Below are 17,005 nucleotides of genomic sequence, written 5' to 3'. Positions count from 1 at the left end.
GAAATTCTATTAATAGCAAATTATGAAAATATATATATTAATATTCGCAATCATCTGTCTTGTTTCTTGCAAGAAAGCAGAAGAAATGCGTTTTGATCACAGCGCAAATGTTTATTTCGACATTTATAATGGCGATAAAGACAGTATCGTGAGGACCTTTGCCTATAATCCTACACGCGCCCAGGATACGGTATGGCTTCCGGTTCGTTTATCGGGAATCAGAACAGATGCAGATCGCAAATTTAGTGCAAAGGTAGACGTCGATTCTTCTACGGCCACACCGGGAATTCATTACGAACCTTTAAAAGCCCAATATTCAATTCTTCCGAACAGCGGAATAGGCTACATTCCCGTGGTGATTTATAACAAGGATAAGGAACTCGAAAACAGATCGGTTTCGATACTGATCAAGTTAACGGGCACATCAGATCTGGGCATCGAAAACCCTTATCTGATCAGGGCAAAAGTAGTTTTCTCCTCCAAACTGGAAAAACCAAACTGGTGGGACACCTGGCCATTACCTCCTTATTCGAGGACCAAACACGAATTGTTTATTCTGGTAACCGGACAGACTTCTCTTACGACCGATGGATTAGATGCACCAAAAAACCTCTATTACATAGGTTTATTAACCACTATGCTAAACAATCCCTTTAACTGGGTTACTAAAAATCAAACAAAAGGTTATGTAATTGAAGAGGTAACCGCGGGTAATACCGATAGCTACTATTTCTACAATAAAAGCAATCCGGCCAAGAAAACGCTTTTGCGAAAAAATATGCAGAATGGTAAATATTATTTTATAGACGAAAATGGCAATGAGGTTATTTAAACATAGAAACATGAACATTAAAAAATTAATCTTGCTAATAACAGGTGTGGTTTCTTTAGCCGCATGCCACAAAGACTTAGGCAATTATGATATTGATATGCCTGTTGAGCCTAAACTGGTTAATCTGGATTCTGTTTATACCGCGAGTGTAGGTGATAGTTTGATCATCAAACCAAAAATAGAAGGTCCCGATGCTGCGAATGTAGAACTTCAATGGAAAATCAGTGTAATGGAGGGGAACGATGTTCTTTATACCGGCCCGGCCTTAAGGATCATATTTGGTTTGCAGGCTAAAAGATATGCTGCCCGTCTTACCGTTTTCAACAAAGCGAACGGAATGAAATATTTCCATAATTTTTATGTAGACGGCGGAACCGAATTTGCCAGTGGTACAACGGTATTAAGTGTTGAAGATGGAATTACACAGTTTTCATTTGTAAAACCAGATGGTAGCGTACAGGCCCGTTTGTACAGGGCCATGCAGGGGAAAGATTTACCTGCGAACCCTACGAATTTATTTCTGCTGAGGAATACATTTACGGGTGGCACCTTATTGGGTTATTGGATTATCACCAAAAATGGCGGAATCAGGCTGGAACCAAATACCATGCAGGAAGATCCAAAATATCCAAATACGCTCAAAAATAACTTCTTTACCACGCCAGACAATCTTGAAGTAGGTTCACTGATCTCACATCCTCAGGGCGTGATGATGGGGATTGTGAATGGTAAATTTTACGGTGGAACAACGAGCACCTGGGATCAGGCAGCTACTTACGGAATGTTTGGTTTACCTGCTGATGGTGATTATGAACTGGCACCGTCTTTTGTAATGAGTTTTACGCAATCGGCAACTTATTTTATTGGTTTCGACAGAAACAGAAAGCAATTTGTCCGGATTAATCTTTATGGAGCGCCTGTTTATTTTGGCACCCAATACGCCGTGACCACAACAAGTGCTTTCGACCCTGTAAATGTAGGTATGGACCTTGTTCATTTGGAGCAACTCAATAACGCAGATTGTTTTGCCTATTGTAAAGGAACCGATGGAAAGATTTATGAATTAAAGTTCAATGTGCAGTTTAACGGGCCATTTACCTTTACACCTCAACACAAACGTCTTTTTGCACGCCAGGAATTAATTAATGAAAATACAAAATGGAGTGGTGCTAAAAACGGCGTAATTTATATTGCCAACGGCAGTAAGGTTTACCGGTACAACCCTGTAAATGAAGAATTAAGAGAATTGGCCACGAGTTTTAGTGGAAAAACAATTTCGATGCTAAAACTTTCCGATGATGAAGAAACGCTGATGGTCGGAACAGAAGAAACCGTTTCATTTCTCAATATCAGTACCGGAATGAATGGCGTATTCATTAAAAAGATCGAAGGAATACCGGGATCTCCGGTTGATATCGCCATCAGAAAATAACCCTGTTCCATGTTTAGGATGTCAAAAATCTTAAACATGGAACTCATTTAACCCATAAAGAAACATACAAATGAAAATCATAAAATTAGCAGTATTGGCTTTTCTGTTCCCGGTTTTAACCTGGGCACAAACCTCAAATTTTAGTTTAACAGGTAAAATAGGTACGCTGGGTGCACCGGCAATGGCTTATATCGATTATATGGACAATGGCGTAAGTCACGAGGATTCTGTAGTCCTTGTTAACGGAACTTTTAAATTTTCCGGACATATTTCTGGCAATGCCTATGCCCGTATGGCACTCGATCATACCGGTGGAGGTAAAGGTAAGGCGGTGTATACCGGCGATGTGATTTACTTTTATTTTGGTAAAGAGCAGGTTAGCATCACTTCAAAAGATTCTTTAGAAAATGCTGTTTTTAGTGGATCTAAAGTTTATCAGGAATATGATGCCTATAACAAAGCCATTGGTGGTACCATTATGGCCCTTACCAAAGCGGTTAATATTGATTTTAACAGTGGTACAGCCGAGCAGAAAAAAGATACGGCTTACATGAAAGCTGTCGATCTGCGGTACAGAAAAAATATCCAGAACAGAACAGACAAACAATTCCAATTTGCCAAAGAACACCCTGCATCTTATTTCGCTTTAGTGGCGCTCTCAGAAGCTGCCGGAAGTAAGGTAGATGTAGCCAAAGTTCAACCGCTTTTTAACGCTTTAAACAAAGCATACCGCGAAACAGATATGGGCAAAGAACTGGCTCAACGTATTGCGGCAAGCGGCATTACTGCTGTCGGAAATGTTGCCCCGCTTTTCACGCAGAATAATGTTGTCGGTAAACCGGTCTCGCTGGCCAGTTTAAAGGGTAAAGTGGTGTTAGTTGAGTTTTGGGCAAGCTGGTGTGGCCCATGCAGAGCAGAAAACCCCAACCTGGTAAAACAATACCAGACCTACAAAGATAAGGGCTTCGAAATTATATCGGTTTCATTGGATAATGTAAAAGAACGCTGGTTAGAGGCGATTGAAAAAGACGGTTTAGACTGGATTCATGTATCTGATTTAAAAGGCTGGAACAATGAAGTGGGGCGTTTGTATGGCGTACGTGCGGTACCCGCAAGTTTTCTGGTTGATGCACAGGGCAAAATTATCGGCAATGGTTTACGTGGCGAACCTTTGAATAAAAAACTGGCGGAGATATTCAATTAACCACTGATAAAAAATAGATCATGAAAAAGATGCTAACGGCTTGCCTGATGCTGGTTTCGCTGCTCACCTTTGGGCGTGGGAAATACAAGGAGAAGATTGCCTTAAAAGTTTTATATGTTGGGTATAATCCCGATAAACCCATGCCGAAAAATGTAGTGTATTATTCAACTACACCAAACATCCTCGAAAAAATATACAAAACCAGGATGGCGGATTTTAAAGCCTTTCTGGAACAACGTTTTACTGAAGTTAAGGTTGTTGATGTGGCTGATTATCAGGCTAAAATGTCTGATGAGGTGGATGTAACCCTGATGGACGCCGGCCCGGTTAACATACCCGCAAACTTTAACCGGCCGATGGTTTTAATGCATGCCATGGCACCCAATGTTGGCTTGCCTTTAGGCCTGAAATTCGATTGGTATTGTCAGTGTCTGGATAATGAGGCTTTGAATATCAAAACCAGTCACCCAATTTTTAATACCCCAAATGCCGTAAAACTAACCCTGGTGAAAAAACCGACACCAGGTTCTTTTTTTAACGGTCATCAAGCAGCAACAACGCCAAAGCAGATGGATATGTGGCAAGTGGTAAAGCAGGGTTTTTCTTCTAAAGAGCCTTATTTAATTGGCATGGTTTCGCATGGTGAGGGATTTAACGATTCGCCTGATGCTGAATCGATTTCAGGTGGCGTTTGTCTTAAAAATGCCGAAGCAGTGGCCTTAGGTCGTCAGGGAAATTACCTGATGTGGGGTTTTGCAGGATCTCCGGATTATATGACGGATGAAGCCAAAGATGTTTTTGTAAATGCCGTTTGTTACATCAAAAAGTTCGATCACCTTCCGGCGATTGTTAAAAAAGTACAGATCGAAACCCGTAGTTGTATAGATGAACTGATTTACCGCTTAAGCAAAGAGCTTTATAATCAGGCTATTGCTTCGAGGCGCGAAGGTAATCTTCGGATGCTAAAAATGCAGCAGGAATTAAAAGATAAAAAAGCAAAGGGTGAAGATATTGGCCATGGCAACGAAATGTTTTTGAAGATGCCGGTAACCAACGATACCCAATCTTTTGAAGATTATGTGAAAGGTTTTGCCGGTGATAGTTTGTTTGCCATTTATGGTACCAACATCAGTTTATATCACAAGTATTACCGTCAAAATTATGAGTATTTCTATCCTTCTGGTGTGTATACGCTTCAATTAGACCGCGATGCACAAAAATTAGGTATTTCGAACCGTAAAGTAGCCCTTTTAGATAAATGCATCAGTTTATTGGAAGCCAATAAAGAGGTCGCCATGGCGCAACGATTGCTCGAACGTTACACCACCGAAAAGTTTAATAAAGCGGCTGATTGGAGAAACTGGCTTAACCAAAACCGAAATCATTTATTTTACACCGAATCCGGTGGTTTTAAATTCATGGTGAATACCTATGGAAAAAATGTTCCTGTTGGTCAGCAGCAAAGTTATCAATTGCCAAAAGCCATTGTAAGCGGAGAACCTACCACGGCCGATCCGGTAGCTGTTTCAGCACGATTTATTCCCGGTAATGGTGATAAAAAAGACAGTTTGCTTATCGAGGCTAAAATTTTAAAAGGCTGGCATATTTATGCTTATGTTGCTAAAGATAATCCATTTGTGGTTACCGAAACCCGACTCGAACTTCCTGAAGGTGCAGTTGCTGATCAGGAATGGAAAACAACAGCAGCAGTACCATATCCAGGTAACGATGGCATGTTTATTTTTGAAGGAAAGGCAAACTTTAGGATAATGGTCGATTATAGTAAGGCAAAAGCCGGCACTAAAATTAAATGCGGTCTGTACTACCAGGTCTGTGATGAAACCAAATGTTATCCACCAAAAGAAAAGATATTGGAGATACTCATCTAGTCTACCTATGCGCTCAGCATGGCCGGTAAAATGGCCTTGCTGTTTTTTTAACCCCTTAATTTAAAATATGAAACCTTTTTTCAGGCTTTGTCTTTTGGCTTTGCTCTGTGTAACCTGTACTTCACTATGGGCACAATCTGCTGTTAAGAGAGCCGATTCGCTTCATAACAAGCTTTTGGCAGAAATGATAACCGTGCCTGCACCCAATTTTACCTTAAAAGACCTCGACGGAAATGTGGTATCCCTAAAGAATCTAAAAGGGAAAGTAATTGTACTCGATTTCTGGTCCACCTGGTGCGTGCCCTGCAAAAAATCTTTTCCGGCTATGCAGCTGGCCGTTAATACCTATAAAAATGATCCTGCTGTAAAATTTTTATTTATCCACACCTGGGAAACCACCAAAACACCACTTGAAGACGTAAAAAAGTACATCACTCAATCGGGTTTTAATTTTCAGGTGCTGATGGACCTGAAAGATGGCGCCGGGCATAATGCTGCGGTTGAAGATTATGGCGTTAGTGCCATTCCTGCCAAATTTATTATCGATAAAGCAGGGAATATTGTATTTAAACTCACCGGGTTCACCGGAACCGATGCCGATGCACTCCAGGAAATTTCTGAGCGGATTACGCTGGCAAAAAATCCTAAATCATCATGAATAACTATATCAAGGGAATTGCGATAACGATAGGCGTGCTACTCAGCCTAAATGCTGTGGCCCAGAAAAAACAGCTTGTCAAATTCCAGAAAACCATTGCCGAAGCGGTTAAAAAAGCATACCCGGCGAGTGTACGGATGTGGGGTTTCGATGTGCAGCAGAACCAAAGAACCAGTGCTCAGTTTAGCGGGGTAGTGGTGAGTGCCGATGGCTACATCTTAACTGCAGCACACACCATTTTACCAGGTAAAAATTATAAGGTTTTTTTTCCTGACGGGCGCGAATGCATTGCCCTGGCTTTAGGTAAAATAGAGAATAAAGATACCCCTGGCATTCCAGATGTGGGACTGATGAAAATCACCGATAAAGGCACCTGGCCATTTGCCGAGATGGGTTATTCAGCAAGTTTGCTTAAAAATGAACCTTGTATCAGTATTTCTTATCCCGAAAGCCTAAACCAAACCCTGCCAACTTTACGATTGGGAACTGTTGCCGAAGTGAAAAATGAATACGGTTTTATCCGCTCCACCTGCAAAATGGAACCGGGCGATTCTGGAGGTCCGCTGTTTGATTATTATGGCCGTGTTATTGGCTTGCACAGTGCCATTGATGTTTCTGAAGAAATGAACTTCGAAATTCCTGTTGACCTTTACCGCCGGTATTGGACAGCTTTGAACAGCGAAACACTTTATACGGCTTTTCCCGAAAAGGTGGATGAAGTTAAAACAGATCCGCTTTTAAGGGTTCTTCAAAAAGAAAGCAAACAAAAAGCATTTCATCCTGATTTTGATATACCAGGCTTTAAAAACAGTTGCTTTTTCATTAAAAGTAGTCTAAAAGGTAAGAATCAGGAGATAATTGCCACTTTATTCAATGTTAAAATGCCGGGTGGTACTAAAAAACAGTTTCTGCTAAGTAAACATACCATGGTAGGCGAAAATGCCCGACTGGATAACAATGGATCAGCTGTTCCACTCCAATTAATGGCCAAAGATCAGGAAAACGATCTTGTTTTATTTCAGGTTGATCAGAAACTTACCGGCGGAATCGATTTAGATCTTAATTCATCTGACACCCTTAAAATAGAAATGGGAAGGTTTTTATATACTGTTGAACCGGGTGGCAAAGTGATGCACAGTGTTTTGGGTAGTTCACTATTTAATTTACCCAAAATTAACAACCAGCCTTATTTGGGCGCAATGGTGGTATACAATTCCAGCCCTGTTCAGTTTTCTTTAATTAAAGCAGGTAGTCCGGCAGAAAAAGCAGGGCTAAAAGTAGGCGATGAACTGATCAGCATGAATGGGATGCCTATGAAAAAGGCCAGTGAATTTGCCCCTGAACTGCTAAAATATTGGGCAGATGATGAAGTGACGTTTGAATGGACAAATCCTGTCGGGAAAATGAAGAAAACTTTTAAACTGGAAGGACGGGGGCAATCGGTTTCTAACCACCCAGCTGAGAAATTTGAAGGTGGTAAATCAGCGAGGAGGGATGGTTTTAATGCTGTTTTTACGCACGATGCAGCCATTAAACCCAATGCCTGCGGTTCTCCTGTTTTCGATTGGCAAGGTAATTTTTATGGGATCAATATCGCCAGGTTTAGCCGGACGACTACGGTGGTGGTTCCAAAGAAAAGCATGATCAGTTTTCTTTTAAAGACTGTTCAGTAGCTTGGTTATCGCCACGGAAACACGGAAGTCACGGAAATTCTATTGGTCGGTGTCTCACCGACCAATAAGGATTGCCTAAGCCTGCTTTACAAAAACGATACATGATGCATTATTATTTGGAGCGGCTTGCCTGTGCTACTATTAAAGTTTTTTCCCGTGCTTCGCTGTATCCCTCCGCTGCGCTTCGGGGATGCCACTACGCCCGGGGCTAGTTACGACGGGCAATGTAAAAAATGAGGGCAAGAATCTTTCTTCAGGGCATATTTGTGTTAAATGAACAGGCCTTTGTTTAATAAACCTTATTGAAGCGGCTATCCTTTTTGTGCAAGACTAATTGTTTATGTAATTCATTCACAAAAAGATAGAAGCGGAAAGAAGGGCTGCCCAAACCGAAAGGCACTGCACCTGCTTTACAAAAAAGATGCATGATGCATTATTATTATTTGGAGCGGTTTGCCTGCGCTACTATTAATGTTTTTTATGCTATTGGTCGGTGTCTCACCGACCAACACTTTATATCGGTTGGTGAGACACCAACCGATAAGAAATGCTTATTTCTTCAGCAAGGTATCAATCTCTGTATTAAATTCTTTCACAAATTCATCATAAAATTTACCGGTTGCAGGACCATTAAAACCAGTATGGATTTGTGCTACATTGCCTTGTTTATCAATGATTATCGTCGTTGGAAACGATAAAAAAGAATCGAGTGCAGGCAACGATTCAGATACCACCTGTTTATCGGCAGTGCCTGCAATAACCTGGTCGTAATCAATGCCGAAACGTTCGCGGAAACGCGTCATCACTTTTTTTGCATATTCAGGTTCGGTTGAGCGTTCGTAATGCAAAGCTATAATTTCGACACCGCGTTTCTTGTTTTCTTTATACCATGGCGCAATAAAAGTAGCTTCATCAACACAATTCGGGCACCAGCTTCCGGTGATGGTTAAAATCACGACCTTGTTTTTGTATTTCTCATCCTTTAACGAAATCTTTTTACCGTTTACATCAGGAAAGCTAAAATCAAGTGTTTTGTATCCTTTTTTCAGGTAGGTAAGTTGGTAAGGATCGGGTAGGGCTGCATCTTTGTTTTTGGTTCCGGTAAAAGGCTGACTTCCCCTTGCACCTAAAATTTCGCCTGTTAACGAACCATCTGCCTGGAAAGTTCCTTTGTAATAGGCAGGAGAGGAGCCAATAAAACTCGAAAGTTGAAATTCATTTCCTTCTACAACACCTTCCAGGTAACGCGAATCGCCGGTTACCCGTAAAAAAGTACCTGTAAGTTTGTTTCCCGTTTGTTTAAATAAACCTACTGTTTTTTCCGCTTTGCCATTAGGCGATTTAAAAACCACATCATAACTGCCGGAATAATCTGCCGTTGCAGGTTTAGCTGTTGTTTTGAAACGGTAATTTTTTCGCTCGGCAACAATCACCAAAGCTTTACCCGTGTTATCCTGTTTCCTTAATGTACCGGTTAACTGGTCGCCGTCTATGGCAAAGGCGAGTTCGTTATCAAACTGGTCCAGTTTAACGAAAAGTGAATCGGATGTTTGTTTGACCAGACCGCCCTCAAAACGCTCTTCGGCATTACGAAAATATAATTTCTGCTGTCCGCTTTTTTCACTGATCTCGAAGTTGAAGGGGATTTCTAATCCTTCCTTTACTTTAGCTATTCCGCGCCAGCTACCAAGGGCAACAAAAGTTTTTTGTTTTTTCTCCTGAAGTTTTTTCGCCTGGTTATTTGCTAATGCTGTATGTTCCTGTGCATAGGTAAAGGTGGTTGATATGGCCAATAGGGTTGTTAATAGGGATTTGAGTTTCATTGGGATGTGCTTAATCGACTAAATTAGTCGACAAATATAGGGATGTAATTGCCAAAGAAAAAATATTTGAATAAAAATCTATAAAAACTATAGGATAAATGGAATTAATTATACCTTTGCCCCAGTTATTTTAAAATACTTATCAAGAAAGGCGGAGGGAATGGCCCTGTGAAGCCTTAGCAACCATCTAATTTTTAGAAATGGTGCTAATTCCATCCCGGATGAATCTGGGGTAGTTAAGTCAGTTGTTTGCGTTATCCTTATAAGAATTATATGGAGCACTTCTGATTTAAGGGGTGCTTTTTTTTTGCCCTGAATGCGTTCTTGAAATTAAATTATGCATTAAATAAAATCATTCAAATGAAAAAGACAGACGAGCTGAAATCCATTGATGTAAACCCTAACGCAGGCTTCCGAATGCGTGGAGTCTGTTAAAATTGCTCCGTTTTAACAGGCTTTTTTAGACTAACCAATCCTTTTCTGCTTTAAAAACAAACACGTTTTAGTCGTGGTGGAATGGTTTTGCCCAAAATTATTATCCCTTTTAACTAATTATTAACTACACAATATGTTTAAAAATTTAAAATCAATAGCGTTTATCTTGCTGCTCCTCATCGCACAAAAGCTTTCCGCTCAGGATGCGAAGGTTACCGGAACGGTAAAGTCGGCAGATGGTGAAACACTCCCTGGTGTTTCCGTTTTAATAAAAGAAACCAAACAAGCTACCATTTCTGATGCGAAGGGCGCTTTTTCTATCAATGCACCAGATAAAGGCACCCTGGTGTTTTCTTACATCGGTTTTAAGAGCCAGGAAATACAGATCAATAAAAATGCCGGCCCGATTTCAGTCATTCTCCAGTCGAGCGATAATGCGCTGGATGAAGTAGTGGTTACCGCCCTGGGTATTTCAAGACAGAAGAAATCGCTCGGTTATGCGGTTCAGGAATTGAAAGGACAGGATTTGGCTGAAGCTAAAGAATCCAACCTGGTAAATGCACTCGCCGGAAAAATAGCCGGTGTACGGGTAACCAATAGCCAGGGGAGTATGGGTTCATCACGAGTAGTCATCAGAGGTGAAACCTCTATCGCCGGAAATAACCAGCCTTTATTTGTGGTTGACGGAATTCCGGTAGACAATTCTCAGTTAAATTCGGCTGGGGCAAGAGATTATGCCAATACCATTTCGGATATCAATCCCGAAGATATAGAATCAATAAGTGTATTAAAAGGACCAAATGCCGCGGCACTATATGGTTCGAGGGCTGCAGCAGGGGTTATCCTCATTAAAACCAAAACCGGTAAATCGAAAAAAGGATTGGGAATTGAGGTCAATTCAAATGCCGTTTTGGAAACGTTACTCACCCTTCCCGTTTATCAAAATGCTTTTGGTCAGGGTTCAGAAGGTCAGTTCAGTTATGTAGATGGCGCAGGTAAAGGCCTTAATGATGGAGTAGACGAAAGCTGGGGGCCAAAATTGGACGGCAGGTTAATTCCACAATTTTATTCGAAAGGAGTGGCGGTTCCATTTGTAGCACATCCTGATAATGTGCGCGACTTTTTTCAAACCGGATATTCATTAAACAATGGCGTATCGGTTGCAGATGCAGGTGAAAAGTACGACTATCGGATATCATACAACAACTTAAAACAGGTGGGTATTGTGCCTAACTCCGGACAGGGCAAAAATTCATTTGTGCTGAATACTACCTTAAAAATAACGCCTAAACTAAGCTTAACAGCGAACGCAAACTACAGCAGACTTAATTCTGATAACTTACCTGGAACAGGTGGTTCAAGATCAACCAGTACCATGTTGCAGTTTACCTGGTTTGGTCGTCAGGTTGATATTAACCAATTGAAAAATTATTTGGATGAAAATGGAAAAACGTTTAACTGGAACAACAGCTATTACAGCAACCCATATTGGGTAGCTTACGAAAATACTGTATCGCAAAACCGTAACCGTATTATTGGAAGTGTTGCACTGAATTATAAAATTATTGACGGACTAGATTTCAATTTCAGAACCGGAACAGATTATTACAATGATAGGCGTAAAGTGAGGATTGCTTATGGTACCAACGGCACACCTTTTGGCTCGTACACGGAAAGTGCTTTCACCGTTAATGAGAACAATACCGATGCGACCTTAAATTTTAACAAACAGTTAAACGACGATTTTAGTCTCGAATTACTGGGTGGAGGTAACATCCGCAGGCAATATATTGAACAGAATGATCAAAGTGCACCAAAACTGGCCATTGCCGGACTTTATACCCTTAAAAACTCCCGCGATCCATTGGTTTCATCAAATAATCTTTCAAAGCTAAAATCTTATAGTGTTTATGCATCAGGGCAGATTGGCTTCAGAAATTACCTTTTTGCCAACATCACGGCCCGTAACGATTGGTCATCAACCTTGCCGGCACAGAACAGGTCTTATTTTTATCCATCGTTTAACGGAAGTTTTGTTGCAACCGAGGCTTTTGATATTAAAAGCGAAGCCCTTAACTACTTAAAAATACGTGGAGGCTGGTCTAAAGTAGGTAAAGATGCAGATCCTTACCGTTTGATTAATACTTATGTGTTTAGTGCGCCATTTACGGCAAATCCTCAGCTGACTACCGGTAGTATCGACCTCAATCCTAATCTTAAGCCAGAAACCACTACCTCAACAGAACTTGGTGTTGAAGCTGTTTTCTTTAATAAGCGATTGAGATTCGATTTAAGTGCATACAATACCAATAGTTACAACCAGATTTTGGCGGTAGATGTAAGTCAAAGTACGGGATTCAGTTCAAAACTGCTTAACGCCGGAAAAATTAACAACAAAGGCATAGAGGCACAGTTGGGAATTACACCGGTTAAGAAGGCTTTTACATGGGATATTGATGTAAACTTTGCTGCAAACAGAAGTAAGGTAATTGAATTGGATGCAGAAAAATTATTGACCAATTATGTTGTTGCTACCAATTCAGCGCAGGTTATTGCTACGGTAGGGCAACCTTACGGATCGTTATTTGGTACCGCATTTTTGAGAGATGGAAATGGAAACATCATTGTAAACGCTACAGGTGCGCCAACAATAAACCCAACCAAACAAGTATTAGGAAAATATACACCAGATTGGATTGGTGGCGTGTACAATACATTCAGCTATAAAGGAATAAGTTTAGGGGTATTGGTTGATGCAAGTTTTGGTGGTTCTATTTACAATGGAACTTATGCAACCGGTACTTATACAGGTGTATTGGCTTCTACATTACCAGGAAGAGCGGCAGAATATGGCGGAATCTCGTATTATTATCCGGGTAACAAAAAAGAGAATGGAACGGTGAGGGTAAACGGAACAGCTCCGGCAGGCGTAACAGTTTACGACGATGGGATTGTTTTTGATGGCGTAACGGCCGATGGCAAACGCAATGAAAAAGTATTACCTGCTCAACAATATTATAAATCGTTCAGAAATATTGATGAAGCCAATATTTTCGATGCTTCCTATGTAAAACTCCGCGAGGTTAAATTAAGTTATAACCTGCCGGCAAAATGGCTTCGCCCGTTAAGTTTACAAGGCGTTTCGGTATCGCTCGTGGGTCGTAACCTTTGGATTATCCACCGCAATACAGTAGATATCGATCCGGAGGTAGCTTTTAATACTGGTAATGGTCAGGGTTTAGAAAGTCTTTCTAACCCAAGCACACGCAGTTACGGTATCAACCTGAATGTTAAATTTTAAATCTTACCATCATGAAAAATAAAAAATTATATATACTGGCTATTTTGGCAATTGCATTTTCATCTTGTAATAAAGAGCTGGATGAGGTGAATATTAATCCGAATGCACCAGAAATTCCACAGCCTGATTATTTACTTACCGGAACCACTAAAACTACAGCGGATACCTATTGGGGAGTAGCCAATAACATGAACTCGAGCCTGCTTTTTACACAACATTGGGCTAAAGTTCAATATACGGAAGAAGATCGTTTTATCTTTTCGAACAGTAGTTTTACGGCCTTATGGTCTACAGGCTATGCACAAAGTATCGCCGGTTTTAATAAAATTATCGAATTGGGCGATGCACAGGGCAATCCAAATTATAAAGGAGTTGCATTGGTCTTAAGATCGTGGGTATTTTTGTTACTTACTGATGCTTATGGCGATATTCCATATACACAGGCTGGAAAAATCAAACAGTTTGTGACGCCGGTTTACGATAAACAAAAGGATGTTTATTATGGTATTCTTAACGATTTAAAGACAGCCCAGGCCGCTTTAGATCCAGCTTCAGGAAAGGCTGTAGGTGGAGATGTGATTTATAGTGGCAATATTGCTTTATGGAAAAAGTTTGCCAATTCTTTACGCCTTCGCATCGCTTTACGCATTGCGGATAAAGAGCCGGCCAAAGCCAAACAGGTAATTGATGAAGTACAGGCTGAAGGTGGCACTTATATTAACAGCAAATCGGAGAATGCAACACTGCTCTACAGTGATTCGCCACAGCAAAATCCAGTGGCTGCATCATTCGAAACCCGGAATGATTACCGGATCAGTAAAACCATCGTAGATAAGCTTTTTGCATTAAATGATCCCAGGTTACCCGTTTATGCAAGCAAAACTGATAATGCCACACCTCAAACCTATGTAGGTATCCCGAATGGCTCAACAAATTCAGAAGCCAGTGCAATAGGTTTAGCAAATTCTTCAAGACCAGGAACTTATTTTTTAGCACCAAAAGCACCTGCTGTGATTTTTAGTTATGCCGAATTGCTTTTTGATAGGGCCGAAGCTGCTGCAAGAGGTTTTACTACAGAAAATGCAGCTGACCTGTATAAACAAGCCATCAGGGCATCCTTTGATCAATACAGTATAGGTGGAAGTGCGGTTGATGATTACCTAAATCAGGTTTCGGTACAATATGATACTGGTAATTATAAAAAATCAATCGGTGAGCAAAAGTGGATCGCTTTGTTTGGTCAGGGTTTAGAAGCCTGGGCAGAAAGAAGAAGGTTAGATTATCCGCAGTTAACCGCTTCAGTAAATACCGTGCTGAACGGACAAATTCCGGTACGTTTCATATATCCTGGTACGGAGCAATCATTAAACGGCCAGAATTATAAAAATGCGGTAAGCAGTCAGGGTGCCGATTTATTAACCACCAAACTTTGGTTTGATGCTTTTTAACCTTAGCATTTGATACCAACAAAAACGTCCCGATTTTACATCGGGACGTTTTTGCTTTTAAATACTTAAAGAAAGAGGTACCGCTGTTGTGGAGCTTCCTTATTTCTTCCAGGTATTCATCTGGTTAAATCTTCGGCAGCATGGCTTGCCCTGGTTTTCAGGTCTTCCGTGTATCCTTTTGCTTTATCTACCCATTCCAGAGCTTTATCTAATAGTTCATCTACTATCGATTGTCCGGTGATCGGATCTTTCTTGGTAATATATTTTACGCCAGCATAAACTGCGGCGCCAATAATTGCTGTTTTTAAAATTCCCATGTTCTTTTCTTTTTATTAGTTAAACATTTTGAGATCGTTAAAAGTTTTAGACGATTTCTAATCGAGGTTGTTACAGGATTTTACATGCTTGTTGTTCATCGGGATACTTTTATTTCTGCAGGTTAAAAAAAGGAATTAGGGTAATTTTTTTAAGCCTGATAAGATGTTTTTTAAGCTAATTATTGCAGGGCTTACAGTGCCTTGTAACGATGTTTTTTTTTGATTCTTATCGGTAAATAGCTAGGGCTACGATAAAAATTTTACAGATTATCACTATTAAATTTATATATTTCGAGCAAAATTACCTTAAACTAAATCGATTATAAACTAAATGGAGTTGCATGAATAAGGAAAAGCTGTTCAATGAAATCAAGGATTTGAGCATCATAAATTCTTTATCGAAACACGAACAACTTGTACAGGGAATCATCAATGGCCTAAACCATAAACTGATTGCCAAGGGAGATATTCTGCCTTCGGTTAACGAAATGATGAGGGAAACAGGTTTTGCCAAAGAAACAATTGGCAAGGCATATAAAGAACTGATCAGCAGGGGGATTTTAGAATCGAAAAACAGAAGAGGGTATTTTGTGGCGACCGATGATACTGAACAACACCTTAAAGTTTGTTTATTAATTTATGCATTCGATACTTTTCAGGAAACTTTTTACCAGAACTTCCGCGACCATTTAGGCGAAAATATTCAGGTTGATGTGTACTTCCATCACAATAATTTAAGTGTTTTCGAATCGATCATCAACAGCAATAAAGGCCAGTATGGTTTATATGTTATTGCACCGATAGAAAGTAACGAAGCCAAAGAAATATTAGAACAGTTACCAAAAGAAAAACTACTCATTGTAGACCGGTATGTAGCCTTAAAAGGCGAATATTCGTACATTGTTCAGGAGTTTGAGAAAGCTTCATACAATGCTTTTCTGGAATTGGCACCCCGGATAAAAGAATTTTCAGAGTTTGTTTTCTTTTTTAAACCATCATCTGCTGAGCCTAACGAAGTGCTGGTTTCCTTTAAACGTTTCGTAAAAGCGTTTAAGATTAATGGCGTAATTAAAAACAGTTATGAATCTGGCAGTATTGCGCCTGGCAAAGTATATTTTACCATCCACAACCTCGAGCTTTGGGAAATGTTAAAAGATGCCAAGGTAAAAGGTTTAAAGGTGGGCAAAGATTTAGGTATTCTTTCGCATAATGATGATAACGTTAAAGAGATCATATTTGACGGAATCACCACATTTTCAATCGATTTTGCGCATATGGGCCGTTTGGCTGCAGAATTTGTACTCAGCTTAAAACCCATCAAACACATCATGGAAAATAAACTGATCAGAAGGAATTCTCTTTAGTGCAAACTTCATTATTTTCAAATTCAGCTCGTTCATGCTTCTTGCTGGTGTAATTTCTTATTCAAAACTTAAGAAGCGGCATAAATTTACATCAAAAGCTATTCTTTTATTTGAAAACGACCGCGCTGTAATTCCTGGCCAATACAGTCCTGCCATCCAATTAGCTCCGATAGAAGAAATCGGAGGCTACCGTTTCTGCCAGGTTTATAACCGGATGGCTTGTTCCCGGTATGTTGCTAAAAGCACACAAGCTTTGTTGATAAACCAGATGACAGTGTCCCGACATTAGTTTTATCGTGTGGACACATCTTTTTTTAAGAATAGTTTAGGCATAATGCAAACCAACTTTAATAAAAGCACGGATTTTAACTAAGGACGCCGTCAATCCCAAGAGCGGAAAAAATCAAAAAAACAGGTGCTGTCTAGGGCAACTGGCACTAACAAACCTGAAACGCAGTGGTTTTGTGTTCATAACGATGATTTAATTTAAAAAAAATATTGAACACAAACCCCGAAGGGCTCAATCAGACCAAAGAAAATAAAAACAATTCCTGATTAAACGAAGTGCCGCTGTTTTTTTGATGTGCATGGGATTGAGCAAAAAGCTCATTGCCGGATTGACAAAGCGT

General features: G+C 40.2%; 11 protein-coding genes and 1 riboswitch. Of the genes, 9 read left to right on the top strand and 2 right to left on the bottom strand.

Annotated elements, in window-relative coordinates; translation table 11 throughout:
* Positions 1–22 precede the first annotated feature (22 nt).
* From AC07YT_RS16110 to AC07YT_RS16085, 6 genes are all read left to right on the top strand, one after another.
* Positions 23–832, top strand: coding sequence for a DUF4843 domain-containing protein (locus AC07YT_RS16110; protein WP_086546600.1), 810 nt, complete (start codon positions 23–25; stop codon positions 830–832).
* Between the two features lie 10 nt (positions 833–842).
* The gene (locus tag AC07YT_RS16105) at positions 843–2,264 is read left to right on the top strand and encodes a PKD-like family lipoprotein (RefSeq protein ID WP_494945409.1); all 1,422 of its coding nucleotides are present in this window, start codon (positions 843–845) and stop codon (positions 2,262–2,264) included.
* A 70-nt stretch (positions 2,265–2,334) separates the two neighbouring features.
* On the top strand, positions 2,335–3,468 hold the full coding sequence (locus tag AC07YT_RS16100; protein WP_086546598.1) for a TlpA disulfide reductase family protein: 1,134 nt from the start codon (positions 2,335–2,337) through the stop codon (positions 3,466–3,468).
* 20 nt (positions 3,469–3,488) lie between these two features.
* Positions 3,489–5,357, top strand: coding sequence for a protein-disulfide reductase DsbD domain-containing protein (locus tag AC07YT_RS16095; protein ID WP_086546597.1), 1,869 nt, complete (start codon positions 3,489–3,491; stop codon positions 5,355–5,357).
* A gap of 67 nt (positions 5,358–5,424) precedes the next feature.
* Positions 5,425–6,015 carry a TlpA family protein disulfide reductase gene (locus AC07YT_RS16090; RefSeq protein ID WP_086546596.1) on the top strand — a complete coding sequence of 197 codons (591 nt, stop codon included), beginning with the start codon at positions 5,425–5,427 and terminating at the stop codon, positions 6,013–6,015.
* A complete protein-coding gene (locus AC07YT_RS16085; protein ID WP_086546595.1) occupies positions 6,012–7,688 on the top strand; it encodes a trypsin-like peptidase domain-containing protein in 1,677 nt (558 codons plus the stop codon). The genes AC07YT_RS16090 and AC07YT_RS16085 overlap by 4 nt, the downstream gene beginning before the upstream one ends.
* A 551-nt stretch (positions 7,689–8,239) precedes the next feature.
* On the opposite strand, the gene AC07YT_RS16080 is transcribed toward AC07YT_RS16085, so the two are convergent.
* Positions 8,240–9,511: a peroxiredoxin family protein gene (locus tag AC07YT_RS16080; RefSeq protein WP_086546594.1), complete on the bottom strand. Its 1,272-nt coding sequence runs from the start codon at positions 9,509–9,511 to the stop codon at positions 8,240–8,242.
* Positions 9,512–9,647: 136 nt separating this feature from the next.
* A riboswitch (SAM riboswitch) is annotated at positions 9,648–9,754 on the top strand.
* 325 nt (positions 9,755–10,079) lie between these two features.
* On the opposite strand from AC07YT_RS16080, the gene AC07YT_RS16075 reads away from it, so the two are divergent.
* Both AC07YT_RS16075 and AC07YT_RS16070 read left to right on the top strand, forming a co-directional pair.
* Entirely contained in the window at positions 10,080–13,247 is a 3,168-nt protein-coding gene (locus AC07YT_RS16075) for a SusC/RagA family TonB-linked outer membrane protein (RefSeq protein ID WP_086546593.1), read from the top strand.
* Between the two features lie 11 nt (positions 13,248–13,258).
* Positions 13,259–14,695, top strand: a complete 1,437-nt coding sequence (locus AC07YT_RS16070; RefSeq protein WP_086546592.1) for a SusD/RagB family nutrient-binding outer membrane lipoprotein — start codon at positions 13,259–13,261, stop codon at positions 14,693–14,695.
* A 116-nt stretch (positions 14,696–14,811) separates the two neighbouring features.
* Here AC07YT_RS16070 and AC07YT_RS16065 read toward each other — a convergent pair whose 3' ends face one another.
* Positions 14,812–15,012 carry a hypothetical protein gene (locus tag AC07YT_RS16065; RefSeq protein WP_086546591.1) on the bottom strand — a complete coding sequence of 67 codons (201 nt, stop codon included), beginning with the start codon at positions 15,010–15,012 and terminating at the stop codon, positions 14,812–14,814.
* Between the two features lie 341 nt (positions 15,013–15,353).
* Between AC07YT_RS16065 and AC07YT_RS16060 the strand changes: the two genes are divergently transcribed.
* The gene (locus AC07YT_RS16060; RefSeq protein WP_086546590.1) at positions 15,354–16,376 is read left to right on the top strand and encodes a winged helix-turn-helix domain-containing protein; all 1,023 of its coding nucleotides are present in this window, start codon (positions 15,354–15,356) and stop codon (positions 16,374–16,376) included.
* Positions 16,377–17,005: the final 629 nt, after the last annotated feature.

It is taken from the genome of Pedobacter sp. GW460-11-11-14-TSB4, from assembly GCF_059423705.1.
The sequence above is the reverse complement of the archived record's forward strand: the minus strand, read 5'-3'. Positions and strand labels throughout refer to the sequence as shown.

Coding starts and splice junctions, on each gene's coding strand:
- AC07YT_RS16110 (WP_086546600.1), top strand. CDS start 23: ATGAAAATATATATATTAATATTCGCAATCATCTGTCTTGTTTCTTGC.
- AC07YT_RS16105 (WP_494945409.1), top strand. CDS start 843: ATGAACATTAAAAAATTAATCTTGCTAATAACAGGTGTGGTTTCTTTA.
- AC07YT_RS16075 (WP_086546593.1), top strand. CDS start 10,080: ATGTTTAAAAATTTAAAATCAATAGCGTTTATCTTGCTGCTCCTCATC.
- AC07YT_RS16065 (WP_086546591.1), bottom strand. CDS start 15,012: ATGGGAATTTTAAAAACAGCAATTATTGGCGCCGCAGTTTATGCTGGC.
- AC07YT_RS16080 (WP_086546594.1), bottom strand. CDS start 9,511: ATGAAACTCAAATCCCTATTAACAACCCTATTGGCCATATCAACCACC.
- AC07YT_RS16090 (WP_086546596.1), top strand. CDS start 5,425: ATGAAACCTTTTTTCAGGCTTTGTCTTTTGGCTTTGCTCTGTGTAACC.
- AC07YT_RS16100 (WP_086546598.1), top strand. CDS start 2,335: ATGAAAATCATAAAATTAGCAGTATTGGCTTTTCTGTTCCCGGTTTTA.
- AC07YT_RS16060 (WP_086546590.1), top strand. CDS start 15,354: ATGAATAAGGAAAAGCTGTTCAATGAAATCAAGGATTTGAGCATCATA.
- AC07YT_RS16085 (WP_086546595.1), top strand. CDS start 6,012: ATGAATAACTATATCAAGGGAATTGCGATAACGATAGGCGTGCTACTC.
- AC07YT_RS16070 (WP_086546592.1), top strand. CDS start 13,259: ATGAAAAATAAAAAATTATATATACTGGCTATTTTGGCAATTGCATTT.
- AC07YT_RS16095 (WP_086546597.1), top strand. CDS start 3,489: ATGAAAAAGATGCTAACGGCTTGCCTGATGCTGGTTTCGCTGCTCACC.